This window comes from Microbacterium sp. NPDC058345 (genome assembly GCF_042723855.1).
Lineage (GTDB): Bacteria > Actinomycetota > Actinomycetes > Actinomycetales > Microbacteriaceae > Microbacterium.
This window is the reverse complement of sequence record NZ_JBHXIG010000004.1, coordinates 148042-170114: the sequence shown is the minus strand read 5'-3', so window position 1 is coordinate 170114 and position 22073 is coordinate 148042. Positions and strand designations below refer to the sequence as shown.

The 22073-nt window shown below is 70.3% G+C and carries 23 protein-coding genes and 1 tRNA gene; 8 read left to right on the top strand and 16 right to left on the bottom strand.

Annotation, left to right across the window (positions count from 1 at the left end):
• Positions 1–45 precede the first annotated feature (45 nt).
• On the bottom strand, positions 46–1155 hold the full coding sequence (prfB, locus tag ACFWH5_RS15215; protein WP_378836205.1) for a peptide chain release factor 2: 1110 nt from the start codon (positions 1153–1155) through the stop codon (positions 46–48).
• Positions 1156–1288: 133 nt separating this feature from the next.
• On the opposite strand from prfB, the gene ACFWH5_RS15210 reads away from it, so the two are divergent.
• Complete coding sequence (locus ACFWH5_RS15210) at positions 1289–2512, top strand: MFS transporter (protein WP_378836302.1); 1224 nt, start codon at positions 1289–1291, stop codon at positions 2510–2512.
• A gap of 8 nt (positions 2513–2520) precedes the next feature.
• Here the strand turns inward: ACFWH5_RS15210 and ACFWH5_RS15205 are convergent, their stop codons facing one another.
• From ACFWH5_RS15205 to ACFWH5_RS15175, 7 genes are read right to left on the bottom strand one after another with little or no spacing between them, the layout of a single operon-like run.
• Positions 2521–2946, bottom strand: a complete 426-nt coding sequence (locus ACFWH5_RS15205) for a pilus assembly protein TadG-related protein (protein WP_378836203.1) — start codon at positions 2944–2946, stop codon at positions 2521–2523.
• Between the two features lie 5 nt (positions 2947–2951).
• Positions 2952–3419, bottom strand: coding sequence for a TadE family protein (locus ACFWH5_RS15200; protein ID WP_378836200.1), 468 nt, complete (start codon positions 3417–3419; stop codon positions 2952–2954).
• Entirely contained in the window at positions 3388–3789 is a 402-nt protein-coding gene (locus ACFWH5_RS15195; RefSeq protein WP_378836197.1) for a TadE family protein, read from the bottom strand. The genes ACFWH5_RS15200 and ACFWH5_RS15195 overlap by 32 nt, the downstream gene beginning before the upstream one ends.
• Positions 3790–3796: 7 nt before the next feature.
• The gene (locus ACFWH5_RS15190) at positions 3797–3994 is read right to left on the bottom strand and encodes a hypothetical protein (RefSeq protein ID WP_378836195.1); all 198 of its coding nucleotides are present in this window, start codon (positions 3992–3994) and stop codon (positions 3797–3799) included.
• 37 nt (positions 3995–4031) lie between these two features.
• On the bottom strand, positions 4032–4970 hold the full coding sequence (locus tag ACFWH5_RS15185; protein WP_378836192.1) for a type II secretion system F family protein: 939 nt from the start codon (positions 4968–4970) through the stop codon (positions 4032–4034).
• On the bottom strand, positions 4970–5827 hold the full coding sequence (locus ACFWH5_RS15180; protein ID WP_378836190.1) for a type II secretion system F family protein: 858 nt from the start codon (positions 5825–5827) through the stop codon (positions 4970–4972). The genes ACFWH5_RS15185 and ACFWH5_RS15180 overlap by 1 nt, the downstream gene beginning before the upstream one ends.
• On the bottom strand, positions 5824–6966 hold the full coding sequence (locus tag ACFWH5_RS15175; protein WP_378836188.1) for a CpaF family protein: 1143 nt from the start codon (positions 6964–6966) through the stop codon (positions 5824–5826). Before ACFWH5_RS15175 ends, ACFWH5_RS15180 begins: the two co-directional genes overlap by 4 nt.
• Before the next feature lie 79 nt (positions 6967–7045).
• Here ACFWH5_RS15175 and ACFWH5_RS15170 point away from each other — a divergent pair, with 79 nt between their 5' ends.
• The 5 genes from ACFWH5_RS15170 to ACFWH5_RS15150 all read left to right on the top strand — a co-directional run bounded on the left by ACFWH5_RS15170 (position 7046) and on the right by ACFWH5_RS15150 (position 11103).
• The gene (locus ACFWH5_RS15170) at positions 7046–7699 is read left to right on the top strand and encodes a TetR/AcrR family transcriptional regulator (protein WP_378836185.1); all 654 of its coding nucleotides are present in this window, start codon (positions 7046–7048) and stop codon (positions 7697–7699) included.
• Positions 7696–9123: an amidase gene (locus ACFWH5_RS15165; protein WP_378836182.1), complete on the top strand. Its 1428-nt coding sequence runs from the start codon at positions 7696–7698 to the stop codon at positions 9121–9123. The genes ACFWH5_RS15170 and ACFWH5_RS15165 overlap by 4 nt, the downstream gene beginning before the upstream one ends.
• A gap of 14 nt (positions 9124–9137) precedes the next feature.
• Complete coding sequence (locus tag ACFWH5_RS15160; RefSeq protein ID WP_378836180.1) at positions 9138–10073, top strand: alpha/beta fold hydrolase; 936 nt, start codon at positions 9138–9140, stop codon at positions 10071–10073.
• A gap of 89 nt (positions 10074–10162) precedes the next feature.
• Positions 10163–10244: transfer RNA gene (locus ACFWH5_RS15155), tRNA-Leu, on the top strand.
• Between the two features lie 67 nt (positions 10245–10311).
• The gene (locus ACFWH5_RS15150; protein WP_378836177.1) at positions 10312–11103 is read left to right on the top strand and encodes a DedA family protein; all 792 of its coding nucleotides are present in this window, start codon (positions 10312–10314) and stop codon (positions 11101–11103) included.
• A 63-nt stretch (positions 11104–11166) separates the two neighbouring features.
• Here ACFWH5_RS15150 and ACFWH5_RS15145 read toward each other — a convergent pair whose 3' ends face one another.
• Entirely contained in the window at positions 11167–12024 is an 858-nt protein-coding gene (locus ACFWH5_RS15145) for a Ku protein (protein WP_378836175.1), read from the bottom strand.
• Positions 12025–12091: 67 nt separating this feature from the next.
• On the opposite strand from ACFWH5_RS15145, the gene ACFWH5_RS15140 reads away from it, so the two are divergent.
• Entirely contained in the window at positions 12092–14620 is a 2529-nt protein-coding gene (locus ACFWH5_RS15140) for an ATP-dependent DNA ligase (protein ID WP_378836173.1), read from the top strand.
• 33 nt (positions 14621–14653) lie between these two features.
• On the opposite strand, the gene ACFWH5_RS15135 is transcribed toward ACFWH5_RS15140, so the two are convergent.
• From ACFWH5_RS15135 to ACFWH5_RS15110, 6 genes are all read right to left on the bottom strand, one after another.
• Complete coding sequence (locus ACFWH5_RS15135) at positions 14654–15574, bottom strand: cation diffusion facilitator family transporter (protein WP_378836170.1); 921 nt, start codon at positions 15572–15574, stop codon at positions 14654–14656.
• Between the two features lie 91 nt (positions 15575–15665).
• Positions 15666–16259 carry an RdgB/HAM1 family non-canonical purine NTP pyrophosphatase gene (gene rdgB, locus ACFWH5_RS15130; protein WP_378836168.1) on the bottom strand — a complete coding sequence of 198 codons (594 nt, stop codon included), beginning with the start codon at positions 16257–16259 and terminating at the stop codon, positions 15666–15668.
• Entirely contained in the window at positions 16256–17029 is a 774-nt protein-coding gene (gene rph, locus ACFWH5_RS15125; RefSeq protein ID WP_378836166.1) for a ribonuclease PH, read from the bottom strand. Before rph ends, rdgB begins: the two co-directional genes overlap by 4 nt.
• Before the next feature lie 19 nt (positions 17030–17048).
• Positions 17049–17888, bottom strand: coding sequence for a glutamate racemase (gene murI / locus ACFWH5_RS15120; RefSeq protein ID WP_378836163.1), 840 nt, complete (start codon positions 17886–17888; stop codon positions 17049–17051).
• 11 nt (positions 17889–17899) lie between these two features.
• A complete protein-coding gene (gene murQ, locus ACFWH5_RS15115; protein WP_378836161.1) occupies positions 17900–18835 on the bottom strand; it encodes an N-acetylmuramic acid 6-phosphate etherase in 936 nt (311 codons plus the stop codon).
• 3 nt (positions 18836–18838) lie between these two features.
• Entirely contained in the window at positions 18839–20329 is a 1491-nt protein-coding gene (locus tag ACFWH5_RS15110; RefSeq protein WP_378836158.1) for a glycoside hydrolase family 3 protein, read from the bottom strand.
• Between the two features lie 91 nt (positions 20330–20420).
• Between ACFWH5_RS15110 and ACFWH5_RS15105 the strand changes: the two genes are divergently transcribed.
• Entirely contained in the window at positions 20421–21740 is a 1320-nt protein-coding gene (locus tag ACFWH5_RS15105; protein ID WP_378836155.1) for a nicotinate phosphoribosyltransferase, read from the top strand.
• Between the two features lie 6 nt (positions 21741–21746).
• Here ACFWH5_RS15105 and ACFWH5_RS15100 read toward each other — a convergent pair whose 3' ends face one another.
• Positions 21747–22013: a DUF3039 domain-containing protein gene (locus ACFWH5_RS15100; RefSeq protein ID WP_067201268.1), complete on the bottom strand. Its 267-nt coding sequence runs from the start codon at positions 22011–22013 to the stop codon at positions 21747–21749.
• Positions 22014–22073: the final 60 nt, after the last annotated feature.

Sequence of the window (22073 nt, the reverse complement as noted above, 5' to 3'; positions counted from 1 at the left end):
GCCCCGGAAGCATCGCTTCCGGGGCCTCGGTGTTTCAGCCGGGGATCAGTCCTCGTCCTTGCGCTTGCGCCAGCGGATGCCCGCCGAGATGAACCCGTCGAGGTCGCCGTCGAACACGGTCGCGGGGTTGCCCGACTCGTAGCCGGTGCGCAGATCCTTGACGAGCTGCTGGCCGTAGAGGAAGTAGGAGCGCATCTGGTCGCCCCAGCTCGCGGTGATGTTGCCGGCGAGCTCCTTCTTCTTGGCCGCCTCCTCCTCCTTCTGCAGCAGCAGCAGGCGGGTCTGCAGCACGCGCATCGCGGCCGCGCGGTTCTGGATCTGCGACTTCTCGTTCTGCATCGACACGACGATGCCGGTGGGCAGGTGGGTGAGGCGCACGGCGGAGTCCGTCGTGTTCACCGACTGGCCGCCGGGCCCCGAGGAGCGGAACACGTCGACGCGGATGTCGTTCTCGGGGATGTCGACCTCGGTCGCCTCTTCCATGAGCGGAATCACCTCGACCGCCGCGAACGAGGTCTGCCGCTTGTCGGCAGAGCCGAACGGGCTGATGCGCGCGAGGCGGTGGGTGCCCGCCTCGACCGACAGGGTGCCGAACGCGTACGGCGCGTCGATCTCGAACGTGGCCGACTTGATGCCGGCGCCCTCCGCGTAGGAGGTGTCCATGACCTTCACCGGGTACTTGTGCTGTTCCGCCCAGCGCAGGTACATGCGCATGAGCATCTCGGCGAAGTCGGTGGCGTCGTCGCCGCCCGCGCCGGAGCGGATGGTGATGATCGCGGAGCGCTCGTCGTATTCGCCGTCGAGCAGCGTCTGCACCTCGAGCTGGTTGATGGTCTCGGTGAGCGAGGCGAGTTCGCTGCGCACCTCGGCGGCCGAGTCCTCGTCCTGCATCTCGTTGGCGAGGCCGGCGAGCACCTCGAGGTCGTCGAGACGCTGCTCGACCTCGGTGATGCGCTTGAGCTCGGCCTGCTTGTGGCTGAGCGCGCTGGTGACCTTCTGTGCCTTCTCGGGGTCGTCCCAGAGATCGGGTGCTCCGGCCTCATCGCTGAGGCGCGCGATGTCGTCGCGCAGTGAGGGGATGTCGACGACCTCGCGGATGTCGCCGAATGTCTGTCGCAGGGCCTGGATGTCGGCGGAGAGATCGAGTTCGAACATGGCAGTTCAGCCTATCGCGCCGTGTCGGCGGTTCCGAGCGCGGCGGGAATGTCTGCGCTGCGCGGCTCTGCCGCGCGACTAGCGTGGGCATGTGAGTGAGAGCGCGGCGGTGGTCCTGAGGCGGTTCGGGCCGATGGTGTACCTGCCGACGGTGCTGTTCGCCCTCGGTGAGGGCGCGGTGATCCCGCTGATCCCGGTGCTGGCGACGCAGCTGGGCGCCGACGTGCCGACGGCCGCCCTGGTCACCTCCGCCCTCGTCGTGGGTCAGCTCTGCGGCAACATTCCCGCCGGCTGGGCGGTCGCGAAGATCGGCGAGCGCTTCACCATGGTGATCGCGGGCGTCGTGTCGGCGCTGGCCGGCATCGGGATGCTGGTGGCGGAGTCTCTGGCGCTCTTCGCCGCGGCCGTGTTCCTGCTCGGGTTCTGCGCCGCCGCGTTCGGTCTGGCCCGGCACGCCTTCATGACCACGCGCGTGCCGACGCGTGTGCGGGCACGGGCGCTGTCGCTGCTGGGCGGATGCTTCCGCTTCGGCGTGTTCATCGGCCCGTTCGTCGCCGCCGCGCTGATCCGCGTGACGGCCAGCGAGCACGCCGCGATCTGGTTCCTCATCGGCTGCGTGGCGGTGATGACGGTGCTGGTGCTCGTCGGCCCCGACCCCGAGAAGAGCAGCCCCGCTCTGCTCAAGCCGACCGGGGCGGCGGTCGCCGAGGATTCCGGCGAGGTCGTGACCGGCTCCATCCCCACCATGGATCAGCGCGGCGTCCTGCGCACCATCTGGGCGTACCGCGCCGTGCTGTCGCGCCTCGGGCTGGCGGCTGCCGCCCTGTCGGCGGTGCGCTCGGCCCGGCAGGTGATCCTGCCCCTGTGGGGCGTCTCCCTCGGTCTGGATGCCGAGACGATCGCGCTGGTGGTGGGCGTGACCGGCGCGATCGACTTCGCGCTGTTCTACGCGAGCGGCCAGGTGATGGACCGGTTCGGCCGGGTCTGGGCGGCGATGCCCGCGATGCTGCTCATGGGCCTCGGATTCATCGCCCTCTCGGTCACGCACGAGCTCGACGCGGCGATGCTCTGGTACGGCGTGCTCGCCGCCGTGCTCGGTGTGGGCAACGGCCTCTCCAGCGGCATCCTGCTCACCGTGGGAGCCGACCTCGCGCCGGAACGGGAGCCGGCGACGTTCCTCGGTTCGTGGCGGACGCTGACGGATGCCGGCGGCGCCGCCGCCCCGCTGCTCGTTTCGGCGCTCACCGCCGTGGTCTCGCTGTCGCTCGCGACCGGCGTGATGGGCGCGGTCGCGCTGCTCGGGGCGGCCGGATTCCTCCGCTGGATCCCGCGCTTCATCCCGCGTCAGCGCGACTGAGCGCTGTCCTACCTCAGGGCCGTGCGGGTGGTCGCCGTCGCCTCGAGGGGAACGCCCTCCGGCACGAACGGCGAGAAGACGGGTGGATGCCACGGCGCTGCCACGGTGACCCGCGCCGAGACCCCGTCCGGCGTGCCGGCCGACACGACGCGCGCCTGTGTCGAGACCGCCGACACCACGGCGTCCGCCTGCTCGCGCACGCCCTCATCCGTCAGCTCGGCGAACACGGCGTCGTCGCGCGCGTCGATGGTGAAGCCGTCCGCGCCGGCGAGCGCGGCGGCGTCGGCGAGGGAGTCGAGGCGCTTCTGGGCGATGTACAGGTCGGTGGCGCACACGCACACCAGCACCACGGCGATGGCGAGCAGCACGTAGCCGAGGATCAGCGGCAGGATGCTGCCGTCCTCGTCATCCGCGAGCGCGCGAAACCGGCGCATCGCCCTCATCCGCTCCCCCACAGGCGCGACACCTTCTGCGCGGACTGTGCCTCGACGGGGATGGCGGCGAGCTCGTCGAGACCGAAGATCGGCGGCATGAACGGCAGCGAGACCTTCGTGCGGACCGTGACGATCACCGTGGCCCCGGCCGAGGGGCAGGCCGCGGCCGCCGGTGCGCAGGTGATGCCGACACCGACCGTGTCAGGGTCCATGCCGTACTCGCGCATCACGCTGGCCAGCACGGCATCACCGCCGGCCGACGCGGCCTCGGCGCTCTCCGCCTGGCCGATGACACGTGCGGTGTGCCGTGCTGCCGCTTCGGCGCCGAGAGTCTGCTCCTGCACGGCCCCCAAGGTGAGCACGAGATAGATCAGCGGCACGAGCAGCAGCACGCCCGCGACGATGAACTCGAGCGCCGCCGAGCCCTCCTCGTCGAGCGGGTCAATCCTCGCCGAACGATTCCACCGGCGCACGCGCCGCCACCTCCATTCCGTAGGGCACTCCGATCAGCCCGATCACCGGCAGCGTCGTCTTCACCCGCACCACGACGCTCTGATGTCCGAGGCTCGCGTCCTCGCCGATCGCGACCTCGGCCGCATACTCCGCCCCGATCGCGCGCGTGATCACCGTTCGCGTGCGATCCCTGCCCTCGGCGGGAGTCGTGTCGGCCAGCGCTGCGTAGTGGGCGCCCTCGACGGCGGCGTCGTGCACGACGTTGCGCACGTACACCGCGAACGCGAGCTGCATCACGGCGAGGGTGAGGACGGTCAGCAGGGTGCCGACGAGTACGAACTCGACGGGGCTGGAACCGCGCTCGTCCGTGAGCAGCGACGACCGGCGCATGCCGCGATCAGATACCGGACACGCGCGAGATGGCCTGCTCGAACAGGTCGACCAGCGCGGGTCCTGCGACGGCCCAGATGACGACGACCAGCGCAGCGGTCATCAGGGTGACCAGGACCCAGCCAGGAACGTCTCCGCGTTCGTCGTCGATGAGGCGTTGCGTACGGTGCGTGGCGGTGGCGATCCAGCGTCTCAGTGTCGTCATGATGACTCCTCGTGTCGATGATTCGAAGTGCGGGCGCTCAGCCCAGACCGACCCTCAGGATGAACAGTCCGGGGTACACGGCGAACAGAACGCTCAGGGGCAGGATCAGGAAGACCAGCGGCAGGAGCATCAGGATCTCCTTGCGCCCGGCCTGCTCGATGAGCACGCGCTTGGCCTCGTCCCTCGCGTCCGCCGCCTGCGCGTGCAACACGGCCGCCAGCGGCGCTCCGTGTTCCAGGGCGGCGCCGATCTGATCCACCGCCCGGGTGAGTCCCGGCAGCTGCAGGCGGGTCGCCGTCTCACCGAGGGCGTCCGCGAGAGGCGAACCGGTGTGCACCGCCAGCACGGTCTGGCCCAGCTCCGTCGTCAGCTCCCCCGTGCCGATGGACGAGACGCGCCGCAGCGCGTCGAGCAGCGACTCCCCCGCCGACAGGCACAGCGCGAGGAACTCCAGCAGGGTGGGCAGCTCGTCGGCGAGCCGCGCTCGGCGGGCTTTCGCGCGGGCCGTGAGCAGCATGTCGTAACCGACCGCGGCCACCGCCCCGGCCATGAAGGGCAGAAGCACCACCGGAGGCGTCATCCGTCCTGCGATCGCCAGCACGATGACGAGCACCGCGCCGCCCAGCAGACCGGCGATGCCCCAGGCGAGCTGTCGTCCACGGAAGAGCGCCGGGGTCAGGGCGAGCCCCGCCTGCGACAACCGCAGCCGCAGATTGTCGCCGCCGCCCAGGACCCGCTCGAACCCGGTGCGCATCCGATCCCAGAGGCGTCGTCCCTGCACGGGCAGCACACCGGCGCGGGGAAGCATCCCGGCGGGCAGCAGTTCGTCCGGCACCACGTCGCGCACGTACGGCGCGATGCGGCGGTCGAGGGGCTGCGCGCCCCAGCGCGGCAGGGCAGAGAGGATGCCGAGCACTCCGAGGGCGAATGCGCCGCCGATGAGCACGGCGAAGGCGATGTCGGTCACGGCGCTCATCATCCGAACCACCGCTCGGGTTCCGGCAGCCTTCCGATGCGCAGCATGATCCGGTAGGCGATCAGCGAGACCGCGGCGCCGACGACGATCACCAGCACTCCCTCGGTCGACGCGTACGCCTCTCGCCCTTCCGGGCGCATCGCCAGCAGTCCGAGGATGACCCACGGCGCCGCAGCGCCCAGAACGGCGGCACCGCGGATCCACGACTGGCGCGCCTCCACCTCCCCGCGCAGCGCGGCATCGGCCCTCACCGACGACGACAGCGCGCGCAGCACGCCGGTCAGCTCGGTGCCGCCCACCTGGCGGGCCATCCTCAGCGTCTCGATGATGCGATCGGCGATCGGGTCGGCCAGCGTGCTCTTGAGCCTGTCGATGCTCGTCTCGAACCGTCCTGTCGCGCGCAGATCGCGTGCGAAGACGGCGAAGGCCGGGCGCACGGCGGGCGGCGCGGACTCCGCCAGGCTCGCGACGGCGTCGGGGAGCGACAGCCCCACGCGGATCGCCGCGACGAGCAGGTCGCACACGTCAGGCCACAGCTGGCGTCGCGCCTTGCGCAGCCGCAGCCGCCGACCACGCAGGAACAGCACGGGCGCGGCGGCACCGGCGAGTCCGGCGAGCAGGGCCAGCACGGGCAGCACGGTGACCACCCACACGACCGATGCCGCCACCAGGCCGGCGGCCACCATGATCACGAGAACCGTGCGCGCCGACGATCGTCCGTACCCTGCCTCCTCGATCAGGCGCACGAGCCGCCCCCGCTGCGGTGCCCTGGGCGGCCGCTCTCGCGGTGGCCACAGCCATGGCGATGCGCACAGCAGCAGCCCGGTGCCGAGCAGCGCGCCGACGAGCAGGGTCATGCGCGCGCCTCCGCGTGATAGACGCGCCGGCTGACGATCCGCCCGTCGACCACCTCGCCGGTGGGGGCGATGATCTCCTCGATGCGCCGGGAGCCGTCGGCCTCTCGACGGCAGTGCACCACAAGCGCGATGGACGCGGCGAGTGCCGGCGCGATGAACGCGCGGTCGATGTTGCGGCCCGCGAGCAGCGGCAGCAGTGCGAGCTTCTCCAGCGCCTCCGTGGCGCTGTTGGCATGCACGGTGCCGGCGGCGGGAACGCCCGTGTTCAGCGCCAGCACCAGGTCGAGTGCCTCGGCATCGCGCACCTCGCCGACGACGAGTCGTTCCGGTCGCATGCGCAGCGCCTCTTTGACCAGGCGGCGCAGCGTGATCTCGCCCGAGCCCTCCAGGCTGGCCTGCCGCCCCTGCAGCGCGACGACGTCCGGGCCGTCGACGGCGAGTTCGAAGGTCTCCTCGACGGTGATGATGCGCTGTGCATCCGCGCACGAGGCGAGCAGAGCGCCCAGCAGAGTGGTCTTGCCGGCGTGGGTAGCGCCGGAGACGATCACGCTGCGCCCGTCGAGCAGGGCGCGGTGCAGCATCTCCGCGATCTCCGCCGGCATCGAACCCTGGGCGACGAGCGACTCGAGCGTGCGGTGCTGCGGCAGGAACTTGCGGATGTTGACCGCCCACGAGCCGCGGACCACATCGGCGATGGCCACGTGCAGTCGCGATCCGTCGGGCAGCGAGGCATCGACGAAGGGCTGGCTGATGTCGACGCGGCGGCCGGTGGACTGCAGCATCCGCTCGACGAGGTCGCGCAGCCCGACATCGGTCAGAGCCAGATCCACCCGATGGGTCTCGCCACCGCGCGCGACGAACACGCGGTCGGGGCGATTGATCCAGATCTCCTCGATCTCGGAATCGTCCAGCAGCGGCTGCAGCACACCGAACCCCGACACCGACGCGAGCACATCGCGCACCAGGGCGGCTTCGTCGTCGATCAGCGCCTGCCCGCGCTGCAGAGCCAGGTCGTTGTGGCGGCGCACCTCCGTCTGAGCGATCCGGCGCGCTTCCTCCGGGTGCGAGGAGGGATCGGTGTGCTCCAGGCGCAGACGCCTGCGCACGCGCTCGGCGACGACGACGGACGGATGGCTCACGCGGGCATCATGACAGATTCCGGGAACCCCTCGCGGAAGTTTTCCACAGGAGCGTGCACCGATCATCGACAGCACTCTTGTGGTCGATGGTCCCGTCCCCTACTATCAGCTACACACCGTAGCGCTACACCGTGTAGTCAATGAAGAGGAGCCGACGATGGCCGGAAGACCGCGCGATCCAGATCTCGAACAGCGACTGCTTGCCGCGACGTGGGACCTGATGACGGAAGGTGGTTACGCGGAACTGACGCTCGCGCGCGTCGCCGCGCGCGCCGGCGCCCATCGCAGCGATGTGTACCGTCGTTGGTCCACCAAGAGCCGCCTCGTCGCAGACGCGCTGAACGCGCACGTGCAACCGATGTCTGAAGTGGACACCGGATCCCTTCGGTCCGACCTTCGCGTGTACCTCGATGACCTCACCAGATCGTGGTCGGCGCCGTGGATGGACAGCGTCGTCGGGTGGCTGTCCGAGCTGGTCGACGACGCCGAAGCGGAGACCACCTTTCGCGAGATGGGGCTGCGACGAGGACGCGCCTTGCGGTTGTCCCTGGACAGAGCCGCCGAACGCGGCGAGATCGCGGCACTTCCGGACGCCCAGCTGATCAGCGGTCTGCTCGAGGGGCCGCTGATGCACTCTCGGATCGTCGCCCGCCGTCCACCGTCCGCCGAGCTCCTCGACGCCGTTGCGGACGCTGCGTATCGTGTCATCACCTCCATGGCGGCGACGCGATGAGCGAGCTGCACGATCTCTCCACTGCCGAACAGCTGCGCGCCCTACGCGATCACGACTTCACAGCGCGCGCCCTGACGGAGCACTATCTGGATCGGATCGACAAGCTCGACGGCGAGCTCGGGGCATTCATCACCGTCGATCCCGAGCTCGCCCTCCGCGAAGCCGATCGCGCGGACGAGCAGTTGGCGCACCACCTGCACACGCCGCTGGGTGGCATACCGATCGGGATCAAGGACCTTCACGCGACGGCAGGCCTCGCCACCTCCTACGGGTCTGCCGCACTCGCCGGATCGGTGCCCACCGATGACGCCTGGACCGTCGGATTGATCCGACGGGCCGGAGCGGTCGTGCTCGGAAAGACGAATGCACCGGAGTTCGGCGTCGCCTGCTACGTCGACGGCGTGATGGCCCCCGTGCCGTCCGTCACGCCCTTCGACACAGGTCGCTACTCGAGCGGCTCGAGCGGTAGTGCAGCCTCCGCCGTGTCGGCGGGTCTTCTGCCGCTGGCGCACGCGAGTGATGGAGCCGGCTCGACCCGCACCCCCGCGGCCACGTGTCATCTTGTCGGCGTCAAACCGAGCAGGGGCTTGGTGAGCCTGGCCCCGGCGGGTTCCTTCTTCGCGGCCGGCGTCGAAGGCCCTCTCGCGCGAACCGTCGAGGATGCTGCGCTCCTGCTCGATGTGATGGCTCACGGTCCGGCCGGCGACCTGTACCACTGGACGTCGGATTCGGACCTGGCGCGGGCGGGTCGCATCGAGCCCGACAGGCGTCTGAAGATCGCATGGTGGACCGACACGGGTTTCGAGAGTGTCGCGCCGCACCCCGAGACGATCCGTGCGGTGCATCGTGCCGCCGAGCTGCTGCGCGACCTCGGACACGAGGTGGTCGAGGTCGCTCTCCCCGCCCCGTGGGACGAGACCACAGCCCAGGCGCTGAGCGACATGCTGAGCATCTCCGCCGCCATGAGCGTGACGAACCTGGTTCCCCCTGACAGACGTGACCGGCTCACTCCCCATACGCAGCACCTCGCCGCGTCGGGCGAAGCGATGACGGGGACCGATGTGCTGACCATGCAGGCGGTTCTCGCCCAGTACGCGATGACCTTCCTGACCGCACTCGACGACGTCGATATCGCTCTCACCCCTACGACCAGCGGGCCACCCGTTCCCGTCGGCCACTTCGAGTCCGAAGGGATCGAACACGTCAGCCGGCGGATGATCGAGTGGTCGTGCTACACGCCATGGGCCAACCTCACCGGTCAGCCGGCGGTCTCGTTGCCGTCCCATCTCGACGACGACGGTCTGCCCTACAGCATCCAGCTCATCGGCCGCATCCGACACGATGCCGCGCTGCTCTCGCTCGCCGCGCAACTGGAGCACGAAGGTCTCTGGGATGTCCTCCACCCTCCTCAGTGGTACCGATGAAAGAGGTAATCGCAATGTCAGAAACCATCCCTCCAGCAACGAAGCTGGATCCGGGCGCTGGACTCGATGAGCAGATCGTCGAGTTGCCCGACGGCAGGCGAATCCGCACCATCCGCGCCGGCGACGGATTCGGACCGCTGATCGTTCTCGAGGCGGGGATGAGCGCTCCTGCCGCCTGCTGGGCTCACACCCAACGCGAGCTGAGCACGTTCGCGCGCACCCTCTCCTACGACCGGGCAGGATACGGCGGCAGTGACGTCGACAGGTCCGACCGCACCCTCGAGCGACTGGCCGAAGACCTCACGAGCCTCTTGGATGCGATCGGTGAGAGCGAACCTGTGGTGCTTGTCGGCCACAGCTGGGGCGGACCGATCATTCGATGCTTCGCCGACCGGCATCCTGAGCGCGTTGCCGGGATGGTGTTCGTCGACGCGACGGTCGCGGAGCTGATGACACCCGGCATCGTGCGCCTCAACCTGGTCTCTTTCCGCGTCAACGCGCTGCTCGCCCGACTTCGTCGCGGCGATCTCATCGTGCGAGCGATGCTTCCGGATGGATTCGCTGACACCATCAGCTCCGATGACCAGGCTCTGTTCGCCCGCGACTACGCCGGCGCGCAGGCGATGGCGGCGGGCCGGCGCGAGGCCCAGCAGATCACTCCAGCGGTCCCGCTGCTCGAGCGGCTCGAGGCAGCCGGAACCCCGGACGTGCCGACCGTCAGTCTGCAGGGCGGGAAGACGACCCGCGCAACGGCGAAGCTGCGTCCGCGCTGGAATGCGATCGCGGCGAGCCTGATGGAAACCGTGCCGCAGGGTCGCGTCATCGTGGTCGACGACGCCGGCCATATGATCCCTCAGGAGCGGCCCGACGTCGTGCATGAGGCGATCCTCGAGGTGTTCTCGCGGGCGAACCGTCCGGCTGATGGCCAGGACGGTCCAGACCGGCAGTAGAGAAGCTCAGGGCTCGGAGTCGTCCAAGGGTGCACGCTCGGCACATCTACGGAAAACCCGCACACCCGGATCGATAGACTTGACTGCCCGCGGGAGTGGTGGAATTGGCAGACACGCAGGATTTAGGTTCCTGTGCCTCAGGGCGTGTGGGTTCAAGTCCCACCTTCCGCACCGAGCGATGCCATCCGCATCGCCGACGCAGCAGCACGATCCGCCGAACCATTGACGACGGGACATCATGATTGAGACCGCCCTGCAGGCGCCGACAGCCCTCATCCCCTGGCTCGACCCCGCGACGATCATCGGCGCCGCAGGCGCCTGGGCGCTGCTGGTGGTGTGCTTCATCGTGTTCGCCGAGACCGGCCTGCTCGTCGGCTTCCTGCTGCCGGGCGACACGTTGCTGGTCATCGCCGGGCTGCTGTCGCACTCGCAGCCGTACGCCGTGAACGGCGTGTTCGGCATCAGCGTCTGGTGGGTCGCGCTGCTGATCGGCCTGGCGGCATTCGTCGGCGGCGAGGTCGGTTATCTCATCGGACACAAGGGCGGCCCGGCGGTCTTCGAGCGCAAGGAATCCGGGCTCTTCAGCCGCAAGAACGTCGAACGCACGAACCAGTTCTTCGAGCGCTTCGGCGGCATCACGATCATCCTCGCCCGCTTCGTGCCCATCGTGCGCACCTTCGCCCCCGTCGCCGCCGGCGTCGGCCACATGCACAAGGGCAAGTACACGCTCTACAACCTCATCGGCGCGGTTCTCTGGGGCTTCGGCCTGACGATGTTCGGCTACGTGATCGGCTTCATCCCTCCCGTGGCCAAGTTCGTGGAGGACTACATCGATCTCATCCTGCTCGCCGCCGTCGGCGGCACGGCCCTCGTCACCCTGTGGCACTACCTGAGCGAGCGGCACAAGGCCAAGAAGGCCGCGGCCGCCGGCGCCGACGTCGTCACCGACGCCGCCGAGGCTCAGGACCTGAAGCTCGACGCCGAGGTCTTCGACCGCGCGCCCGACATCGACGGCGACGGCAAGCACTGACCTCGGAATGATCGCGGCCCGGATGCTCCACATGAGCATCCGGGCCGCGTCGTCTGCATCCGATCAGCCGGCCTTCTTCTTGCCCGACGTCTTCTTCTTGCCGCCGGAGTCCTTCGACCCGGAATCCCTCTTGGCGGACTTGGACTTCTCGACGCTGGCGCGCAGCGCCTCCATCAGGTCGATGACCTCGCCGCCGGCTCCCTCGCCCTCCTCCTCGAACGTCTCGGAGACGTCGAAGGTCTCGCCGGCGTCGATCTTCGCCTCGATGAGCGTCCGCAGCTCCTTCTGATACTCGTCGACGTACTCCTCGGGGTCGAAGTCGCTGGAGTAGCTGTCGACGAGCGACGACGAGAGTTGAAGCTCCTTGTCGCTGATCTTGACGTCCTCGTCGAGCGAGGCGAACGACGCCTCGCGCACCTCGTCCGACCAGAGCAGCGTCTGCAGCACCAGCACGTCGCCGCGCACCCGCAAGGCGGCCAGCCTGGTCTTCTGCCGCAGCGTGAACCGCACGATCGCGGTGCGGTCCGTCTGCTCCAGCGTCTTGCGCAGCAGCACATAGGCCTTGGGTGACTTCGAATCCGGCTCGAGGTAGTACGCCCGGTCGAGGGTGAGCAGATCGACCTGGTCGCTCGGCACGAACTCCACCACATCGATCTCGCGGCTCTTCTCGGCCGGCAACGCGGCGAGGTCGTCCTTGGTGAGCACGACGGTCGTGCCGTCGTCGTCGACGTAGGCACGGTCGATGTCGCTGTACGCGATGACCTTGCCGCACACCTCGCAGGTGCGCTGGTAGCGGATGCGCCCGCCGTCCTCGTCGTGCACCTGGTGCAGCGACACGTCGTGATCCTCGGTCGCGGAGTACACCTTCACGGGCACGTTCACGAGTCCGAAGGTCAGGGCGCCCTTCCAGATGCTTCTCATCACACCAGTATCACGAGTCACAGCATCCGCGGCCAGGGGCTTGCGCAACCCGGGCTACTCTTGCCCCATGGCAGCGAGCGGGCAGGTCGTGCAGGTCGACGGCCGTCGGCTGCGCGTCACCAACCTCGACAAGGTCGTGTACCCCGAGACGGGCACCACGAAGGGCGAGGTCATCGCCTACTACTCCCGGATCGCGCCGGTGATGCTGCCGCATGTGCGCGGGCGACCCGTCACCCGCAAGCGCTGGGTCGACGGCGTCGGCACGACGGATGCTCCGGGCGAGAGCTTCTTCACCAAGCAGCTCGAGCAGGGCGCTCCGGAGTGGGTGCGGCGGATGCCGATCGAGCACTCCGACGGCCCCAAGGACTACCCCCTCGCCGACGACATGGCGACCCTGGTGTGGCTCGCCCAGATCGCCGCGCTCGAGCTGCACGTGCCGCAGTGGCGATTCACCCACTCCGGCGGGCGGGGGCGTCCCGACCGGCTGGTGCTCGATCTGGATCCGGGTCCGGGTGCCGACCTCGCCCAGTGTGCGGAGGTCGCGCGGATCGCCCGCGGCATCCTGGGCGGCATGGGCCTCGAGCCCATGCCGGTCACGAGCGGCAGCAAGGGCATCCATCTCTATGCGCGGCTGCCGACCACCGAAGACGGCACGGGCCGGCAGACCAGCGACGAGGTCTCCTCGGTCGCGAAGGAACTGGCCCGGCTGATCGAGGCCGACCACCCGGAGCTGGCGACCCACACGATGGCCAAGTCGGCCCGCGGCGGGAAGGTCTTCATCGACTGGAGTCAGAACAACGCGTCGAAGACCACGATCGCCCCGTACTCGCTGCGCGGTCGCGCCCGCCCCTGGGTCGCCGCGCCCCGCACCTGGGAGGAGCTGGACGATCCCGATCTGCGCCATCTCGACTTCCACGAGGTCCTCGAGCGCGTGGATGCCGGTGTCGATCCGCTCGCCCCGCTCGCACCGCAGAGCCCGGCCCTGGCGGCGTATCTCGCCAAGCGCGACGCCTCCCGCACCCCCGAGCCCATGCCGAGCACGGCGTATGCCGGATCGAGCGGCGACCCGCGCTTCGTGATCCAGGAGCACCACGCCAGCCGGCTGCACTACGACCTGCGCATCGAACGCGACGGCGTGCTGATCAGCTGGGCCGTCCCCAAGGGGGTCCCCGAGACCGCGGAGCGCAACCACCTCGCCGTGATGACCGAACCCCATCCGCTCGAGTACCTGACCTTCGAGGGCGAGATCCCACGCGGCGAGTACGGGGCAGGATCCATGACGGTGTGGGACACCGGCGCGGTCGCGCTGGAGAAGTGGCGCGACGACGAGGTCATCGGCACGTTCACCGGCCAGGCCGGCGGACGGCTGGGCTCCGCCCGGCTCGCCCTGATCCGCACGGAGGGCGAGGGCGAGAAGTCGCAGTGGCTGCTGCATCGCATGAAGGATGCCGGCCGGCACGCTCCCGCGAGCACGCCGCCGGCGAAGCCCGCGCGCGAGGTGCGCATCCGGACGGCCGACGACGGCGGCCGTCCGGACCCCACCGACGGACCTGAGGATCCCGACGCGGCCGGCGACGACCAGGACGACACCCCCGCCGCGCGGGAGACGCGTCGTCCGGCAGCCGTTCCCACCGACCTCTCCCCCATGCTGGCCGAGTCCGGTGCGCCCGGTCTCGCGCGGTCGTCCCGAGCCGCGGCGTGGGCCGAGATCAAGTGGGACGGCATCCGCGCGGTCGGCATCTGGCGCGACGGCCGGTTCACGCTGCGCGCACGCAGCGGCAACGACATCACCGCGCGCTACCCGGAGCTCACCGCCGACGGCGCGCCTCATCTTCCCGCGACGGATGCCGTCGTCGACGGTGAGATCGTCGCCTTCGACGCCCAGGGCCGGCCGAGCTTCGCCCGCCTGCAGAACAGGATGCACCTCACCAAGGGGCGCGACATCGAGCGCGAGGTCGTGCGTACGCCCATCGTCTACATGCTCTTCGACCTGATGCACCTCGACGGGCACGACCTGACGCGGGTCCCGCTTCGCGAGCGACGCGAACTGCTCGAGCGCCTCGCGAGCGGTCTCGACGCGCCCGTGCAGGTGCCGCCGGTGTTCGACGATCTCGACGCGGCGCTCGAGATGAGCCGACAGCACGGCCTTGAAGGCGTCGTCGCCAAGGACCCGGGCTCGTCGTACCGGCCGGGCGCGCGCTCGTCGTCGTGGATCAAGCTCAAGAACACGCACACCCAGGAGGTCGTCATCGTCGGCATCCGGCCCGGCCAGGGCGGCCGCAACGGCATGATCGGCTCGCTGCTGCTCGCGGTGCCCGACGACGCCGGCGCGCTGCGCTACGTCGGCAAGGTCGGGACGGGTTTCACCGACCGGATGCTGCGGGACCTCTCCGCTCGGCTCGACGCGCTGCGCACGGACCGCGCCCCGCTGGAGGGTGTGCCTCGCCCCGAGTCGAGAGACGCCCTGTGGGTGCGGCCGGAACTCGTCGGCGAGGTCGAGTTCGGCAACTGGTCGCCCGGCGGCATCCTGCGTCACTCGCGATGGCGTGGGCTGAGACCCGACAAGGCGGTCGCCGACGTCACCGTCGAGGCGTGAACCGCCGGCACGGACGTCGCGGTCCGGGATGCGTCAGGCGTGCCGCGCCTCGCACTCGGCGCGGTCGGCCGGTTCGAGCTGGAACGTGGAGTGCGCGACGTCGAAGTGGTCGGCGAGGCAGCCCTGCAGCTCCTGCAGCAGCGGAGCCGCACCGCCTGCGGCGAGCACGGCCGGGTCGACGGTGACGTGCGCGGTGAACACCGGCGCTCCCCGCGTAAGCTGCCACACGTGCACGTCGTGCACGCCGACCACCCCCGCGTACCCCTGCAGGTGCGCGCGGATCTCACGGATGGCGGTGCCCTTCGGGGCTGACTCGGCGAGCACCGAGAACACCTCGCGCAGCAGCGAGACCGCGCGCGGAAGGATCATCACGGCGATGAGCAGCGAGGCGATCGCGTCGGCGGGCATCCAGCCGGTCGTGACGATGACGATCGCGGCGATGATCACCATCGCCGAGCCGATCAGGTCACCCAGCACCTCGAGGTACGCGCCGCGCACGTTGATGCTCGTCTTCTGCGCCGAGCTCAGCAGCCACATCGCGAACGCGTTGGCGAGCAGGCCGACCACGGCGACGATCAGCATCAGCGGACCGGCGACCTCGACCTCGCCCGGGTCGATCAGGCGCGTCACGCCCTGCACCGCGACGACCGCCATCAGCACGATGAGGATGATCGCGTTGACCAGCGCCCCGAAGACCTCGGCGCGCTGATAGCCGAACGTGCGCCGATCATCGGCGGGCCGCGCGGCGACCGCACTGGCGATCAGTGCGACCACCAGCGCCGAGGAATCGGTGAACATGTGCGCGGCGTCGGCGAGCAGCGCGAGCGAACCCGAAAGAAGCGCTCCGACGACCTGCACGAGCATCACCGTCGCCGTCAGGCTCAGCGAGACGGCCAGCAGGCGCCGGTTTCCCGCTCCTCTGAGGCCCGTGTGGGCGTGCGCGTGATCGTGCATGCCTCCAGGCTAGGCAGGGCCTTCTCGCCCCGGCGCCGTTTCGCCGAACTCGGGAACGGTAACGCTTCTCAACAGCCTGGCCGGGCGGTCGTCACAGCTCCGCGAGCAGCGGGACCAGCGCCCGGAACGCCCTGGCGCGGTGCGACTGGGCCTGCTTCTCGGCATCCGTGAACTGACCGACCGTGCGCTCCTCGCCCGCCTCCTGCCCGTCCGGGACGAAGATCGGGTCGTATCCGAACCCTCCTTCCCCGGCCGGTGCGGATGCGAGCCGCCCTGGCCAGACGCCTTCGACGACGTGCTCGGCGCCGTCCGCCGCGACCAGCGCGATGGTGGAGCGGAACTGCGCCGTGCGATGCGGATCGGCGATGTCGCGCAGCTGGTCGAGCAGCAGCGCGAGGTTCGCCGCGGCATCCTTCCTCTGGCCGGCCCAGTACGCCGAGAACACTCCTGGTGAGCCGCCGAGCACGTCGACGCAGATCCCCGAGTCGTCGGCGAGCGCCGGCAGTCCGGTGTGCACGGCGGCGGCCCGCGCCTTGAGCAGCGCGTTCTCGGCGAAGGTGACGCCATCCTCCACGGGCTCCGGGCCGTCGTAGCCGATCACCTCGAGATCGGGACGGGTGCTCGCCACGATCTGCTGGAACTCCGCCACCTTGTGCGGGTTGTGCGTGGCGAGGACGATCCTCATCGCTCGGCCGCCAGGGCGGCGAGCTGGTGCTCCCTGAGGGCGGCGCATCCGTTGACGCCCAGGTCGAGCAGGGCGTCGAGCTCGCGCTTGTCGAACGGCGCGCCCTCGGCGGTGCCCTGCACCTCGACGAACAGCCCGCGGCCGGTGACGACGACGTTCATGTCGGTCTCCGCCCGCACGTCCTCCACGTAGGCGAGGTCGAGCATGGGTTCCCCGTCGATGATGCCGACCGACACGGCTGCGACCGTATCGAGCAGCGGGGTCGAGTTCTTCCCGATGAACTTCTTCGCCCTGCCCCACTCGATGGCGTCCGCGAGCGCGACGTAGGCGCCCGTGATGGCGGCGGTGCGCGTGCCGCCGTCCGCCTGCAGCACGTCGCAGTCGATCACGACGGTGTTCTCGCCGAGCGCCTTCGTGTCGACCACCGCACGCAGGGCGCGGCCGATGAGCCGCGAGATCTCGTGCGTGCGCCCGCCGATGCGTCCCTTCACGCTCTCCCGGTCGTTGCGGCTGTTCGTGGCGCGGGGCAGCATGGCGTACTCCGCGGTGACCCAGCCCTTGCCCTTGCCGGTGAGCCAGCGCGGCACGCCGTTCGTGAACGACGCCGTGCACAGCACCTTCGTGCCGCCGAAGCTGATCAGCGCCGACCCCTCGGCATGGCTCGACCAGCCCCGTTCGATGGTGATCTCGCGCAGCTGGTCGGTGGCGCGGCCGTCGGCGCGCACGATGCCCTGCGCGGGCCCGGGCTGTGCGGGGGCGGTGTCGGTCATGGTGTCCTCTCGGATCGGTTCAGTCGTGGGATGCGCCCGACAGATCGGGAAGCGCGATGACACCGGTCTGCACCAGTTGCACATCGCGCACCTCGCGGCCCATCAGCCGGTTCGCCAGCGCCGTGAAGGCGTCGGCCGACTCGCCCGTGGCCTCGTACACATAGGTGGGCACGGCGTCCTCGCGCGCGAGCAGATCGCGGCGCACCAGCTGCCGGTACACGTCCACCGCGGTCTCGTCGTCGCTGGAGACCAGGCTCACCCCGTCGCCCATCACGTAGCTGATCGCGCCGCGCAGGAACGGATAGTGCGTGCAGCCGAGCACCAGGGTGTCGACCTCGGCGTCGCGCAGCGGGGCGAGGTAGTCCTCGGCGACGGCGAGCACCTCGGGCGTGCCGGTGACACCGGCCTCCACGAACTCCACGAAACGCGGGCAGGCCGCGGTGAAGACCTCGAGTCGCTCATTGACCTCGAGCATGTCCTGATAGGCGCGGGATGCGATTGTGCCGACCGTACCGATGACGCCGACGCGATCGTTGCGGGTGGTCGAAACGGCGCGGCGCACAGCCGGGCCGATCACCTCGACCACGGGCACGTCGTAGCGTTCGCGCGCGTCGCGCAGAAGCGCGGCGGATGCCGTGTTGCACGCGATCACGAGCATCTTCACGCCCTGATCGACCAGCGTGTCGAGCACGTCGAGGCCGTACCGGCGCACATCGGCGATCGGCTTGGGCCCGTACGGCGAGTGGGCGGTGTCACCGATGTAGACGAGCGATTCGCGCGGCAGCTGCGCGCGGATCGCCCTGGCCACCGTCAGCCCGCCGACCCCGGAGTCGAAGATCCCGATCGGCGCGTCGTTCATGATCAACCAGCCTAGCCGTCCCGCCCCGCCGACCGGGTCGCAGCCAGCGCGGCCCGCAGATGGCCGCCGGCCTCCTCCAGGGCGGCGCGGGCGGTGTCGGCATCCGCGCCGGTCTCCACGATCGCGATCGCGAGCTTCACCGAGCCGGCAGCCTCGTCGAGCGCCGCGGCCGCCGCCTCCGGCGTGCATCCGGTGGCGTGCATGACGGTGCGCTCGGCGCGAGCACGGAGCTTCTCGTTCGTGGACTGCACGTCGACCATCAGGTTGCCGTAGACCTTGCCCGACTGCACCATCGCGAGCGTGGACAGCGTGTTCAGCACGAGCTTCTGCGCGGTGCCGGCCTTCAGGCGCGTGGAGCCGGCGACGACCTCGGGCCCGACGACGACCTCGATGGCGACGTCCACGCCCTGCGAGATCTCCGCCCCGCGGTTGCACGCCAGGCTCACCGTGAACGCCCCTCGCTCGCGCGCGGCGCGAAGCGCTGCGGCGACGTACGGGGTGCGGCCGGATGCCGAGACCCCGACGATCACGTCGTCCGGGCCGAGCGTCGCGCCGACCTCGGCGCCCGCGTCCGCGTCGTCCTCCGCGTTCTCGACGGCGTTGCGCAGCGCATGCTCGCCGCCCGCGATGACGCCCGTGACGAGCGACGGATCGGTGCCGTACGTCGGCGGGATCTCGCTCGCGTCGAGCACGCCCATGCGCCCGGCGGTTCCCGCGCCGATGTACACCAGGCGCCCACCGCGGCCGAGCCGCTCGACGATGCCGTCCACGGCGCGCGCGATGCTCTCGCGCTCCTCCGCCACCGCCTTCGCGGCGACGACGCCCTGCTCGGCCATCAGCGTCACCTGGTCGAGTGTGCCCAGCATGTCGAGTTCTGCGAAGGCGGGGTCGACGCGCTCGGTGGCGAGGGTCTCGAGGGTGGAGCGCAGCTCTTCGCGGTCGTCCATGGGTCAGGCGTCCTTCCGGTTCGGGGCGAGCAGAGCGCGGCGGGCGGCCCGCGCGGCGAGCAGGCCGGCGTCTCGGGCATCGATGACCGGACCGTCACCGCGCGACGCCGTGGCCAGCCCCACGTTGACCGTCACGACTCCGGGAGCGGAGAGGCGGATGAGGTCGAGCACGATCCGCTGCGGTGCGCCGTCATCGATGCGGTCCACCAGCACCACGGTCTGTGATCGCGCGGCACGAGCTGCCGTCTCCTCGATCGCGTCATCCGCGACATCCTCCGCGCCGAGGCGCACGATCTCCCCGCCGGCGGCGAGTGCCAGCGCGACGTGCGAAGCGGCGCTGTCGACGGCGAGGCTCGAGGGCCTTCGCAGGTCGATGACCATGGTGGGGACGTCATCGAAGACCGGCAGCGTGCAGCGCACGTTCAGCGCCCTGTCCGCGATCGTGTCGCCGTCGTAGTCGGTCGACGCCGCGGGCGCGGGCCGCGCGCGCACGGCATCCGCCATCATCCGCACCCGGCGGGCGGCCTCCTCGACGCGCTCCCGCGGGAGTTCGCCGCTGCGCAGCGCGGCGACGATGCCGTCCCGGGCGGCGCGGTAGTCGTGCTCATCCTGATCGGCGAGCATCGCGTCGCCGGGGTTGGTGGGATTGCCGACGCAGAGCAGGTCGGCGCCCGCGGCGAGCGCGAGCGCCGCTCCCCCGCCGACCCCGTGGTTCTCGCGGATCGCGGCCATGTCGAGGGCGTCGGTGATGATCACGCCGTCGAAGCCCGTCTCGCGCAGCCTCCCCAGCACCGCCGGGTTCAGGGTGGCGGGCAGCGCGCCCCACTGCTCGGCGCAGATGTGGGCGGTCATGATCGAGCGCACCCCGGCATCCACCGCCGCCTGGAAAGGCGGAAGGTGCACGGCCTCGATCGCGTCCTGCGTCAGGGTGAGCCGCGGCAGGTCGTGGTGCGAATCGACGTGGGTGTCGCCGTGGCCGGGGTAGTGCTTGGCGCACGCGGCGATGCCGCCCTCCTGGATGCCGCGCACCGCGGCGGCGACATGGCGCGAGACCCGCTCCGTGTCGTCGCCGAAGGCGCGCACGCCGATCACGGGGTTGCGCGGGTCGGTGTTCACATCGGCGACCGGGGCGATGACGACGTCCGCCCCGATCATCGCGACCCGTCGCGCGATCTCGGCGCCCGTGGCGCGGGTGGCGTCGACGTCGTCCAGAGCGCCCAGCTGGGCCGCCCCGGGAACCGTCGAGCCGGTCGCGGTCTCCAGTCGCGTGACGCTGCCGCCCTCCTCATCGATGCCGATCAGAGCGTGCGGGGCGATCCGGTGGATCTCGTCGCTGAGCGCGGCCGTGTCGGATCCGAGATTCTGTGCGAAGTAGACGACCCCTGCGAGGTCCCGCCCGAGGGCGTCCGCCAGCCAGGACGGCACGGTCGTGCCGAGGAAGCCGGGCCACAGCACGCTGTTCGCCAGGCGGATCAGCTCGTCGTCATCGATCACAGTCAGTCCTCGTCTGCTCGCGCGTGTGCGCGCCGGAGCCCTCCGGCACCTGATCAGTATTCCCGATTCGCGTGCTGGATACACTGAGCGGATGAGCTCCGCGTTCCTCACCGACCGCTACGAACTGACCATGCTCGCCGCGTCGCTGCGCGACGGCACCGCGCGGCGGCCGAGCGTCTTCGAACTGTTCTCCCGGCGGCTGTCCGGCGGCCGCCGCTTCGGCGTCGTCGCGGGCACGGGGCGTCTGCTGACGCTGCTGCGCGAGTTCCGCTTCGGCGAGGAGGAGCTGCGCTACCTGCGTGACGAGGACGTCGTGGACGCCGAGGCGATCCGCTACCTGGAGGACTACCGCTTCACCGGCAGCATCCGTGGGTACCGGGAGGGCGAGTTGTACTTCCCTGGCTCCCCCATCCTCACCGTCGAGGGGTCGTTCGCCGATGCTGTGGTGCTGGAGACTCTGGCGCTGAGCGTGCTGAACCATGACTCGGCCGTCGCGACGGCGGCGTCGCGGATGAGCATCGCCGCCGGTGAGCGGCCGCTGGCCGAGATGGGCTCGCGACGCGCCGCCGAGCACTCCGCGGTCGCCGCCGCCCGCGCCGCGTACATCGCCGGCTTCGGCGCGACCAGCAACCTCGAGGCGGGTCGACGGTGGGGAATCCCGACCATGGGCACCGCTGCGCACTCGTGGACGCTGCTGCACGACAGCGAGGAGGATGCCTTCCGCGCACAGGTCGACAGTCTCGGCACCGACACCACCCTGCTCGTCGACACTTACGACATCCGCACCGGCGTCGAGACGGCGATCCGGGTGGCGGGCACGGGCCTCGGCGGTGTGCGCATCGACTCCGGCGACCTGCCGCTCGTCGCCGCAGAGGTGCGGGCGCAGCTCGACGGACTCGGGGCGACAGGCACGAAGATCACCGTCACCAGCGATCTCGACGAATACGCGATCGCCGCTCTCACGGCATCCCCGGTGGACTCCTACGGGGTCGGCACCTCCGTCGTCACCGGGTCTGGCTACCCGACGGCGGGGATGGTCTACAAGCTCGTCGCACGGCAGGACGCCGCGGGCGGCTGGGTCGCGGTGGCGAAGGCCTCGACGGACAAGGGCTCCAGAGGCGGCCGCAAAGCGGCGTTCCGCAGCCTCGACGACGGCGTCGCCACCGCCGAGACGATCGTCGTGTCCGACGGCTTCGAAGAGGTGGAGACGGCGGCCGAGCACCCCGGAACACGGGCGCTGCAGGTGACGCTCGTCGAGCACGGCGAGATCGACTCCGCGTACGAGGGCGCCTCGGGCACGGCATCCGCCCGCGAGCACCACCTGCGCGTGCGCGAGGAGCTGCCGGTGCGCGCCCTCGCGCTCAGCAAGTCCGATCCCGCGATCCCGACCGCGTTCGTCGACGCCGATTAGCTCGCGCTACGCGACCATGCTCTCGTAGATCTCCTTGCAGGTCGGGCAGATCGGGAACTTCTCCGGGTCGCGGCCGGGCGTCCACTTCTTGCCGCACAGCGCGCGCACCGGCTTGCCGGTGATCGCGGATTCGAGGATCTTGTCCTTCTTCACGTAGTGGGAGAAGCGCTCGTGGTCGCCAGGCTCGAGATTCTCCTCGCGGAGAAGCTCTTCGAGTTCGCGATCGAGCGTTGCCACGCCACCCTGATCGGGGCTGTCCAGCGGAGTACTCATCCCGCGATTCTAGTCCGCCGACGCACCGATGGGTCGGCGATCCGCTGCGCCCGCGGCCCG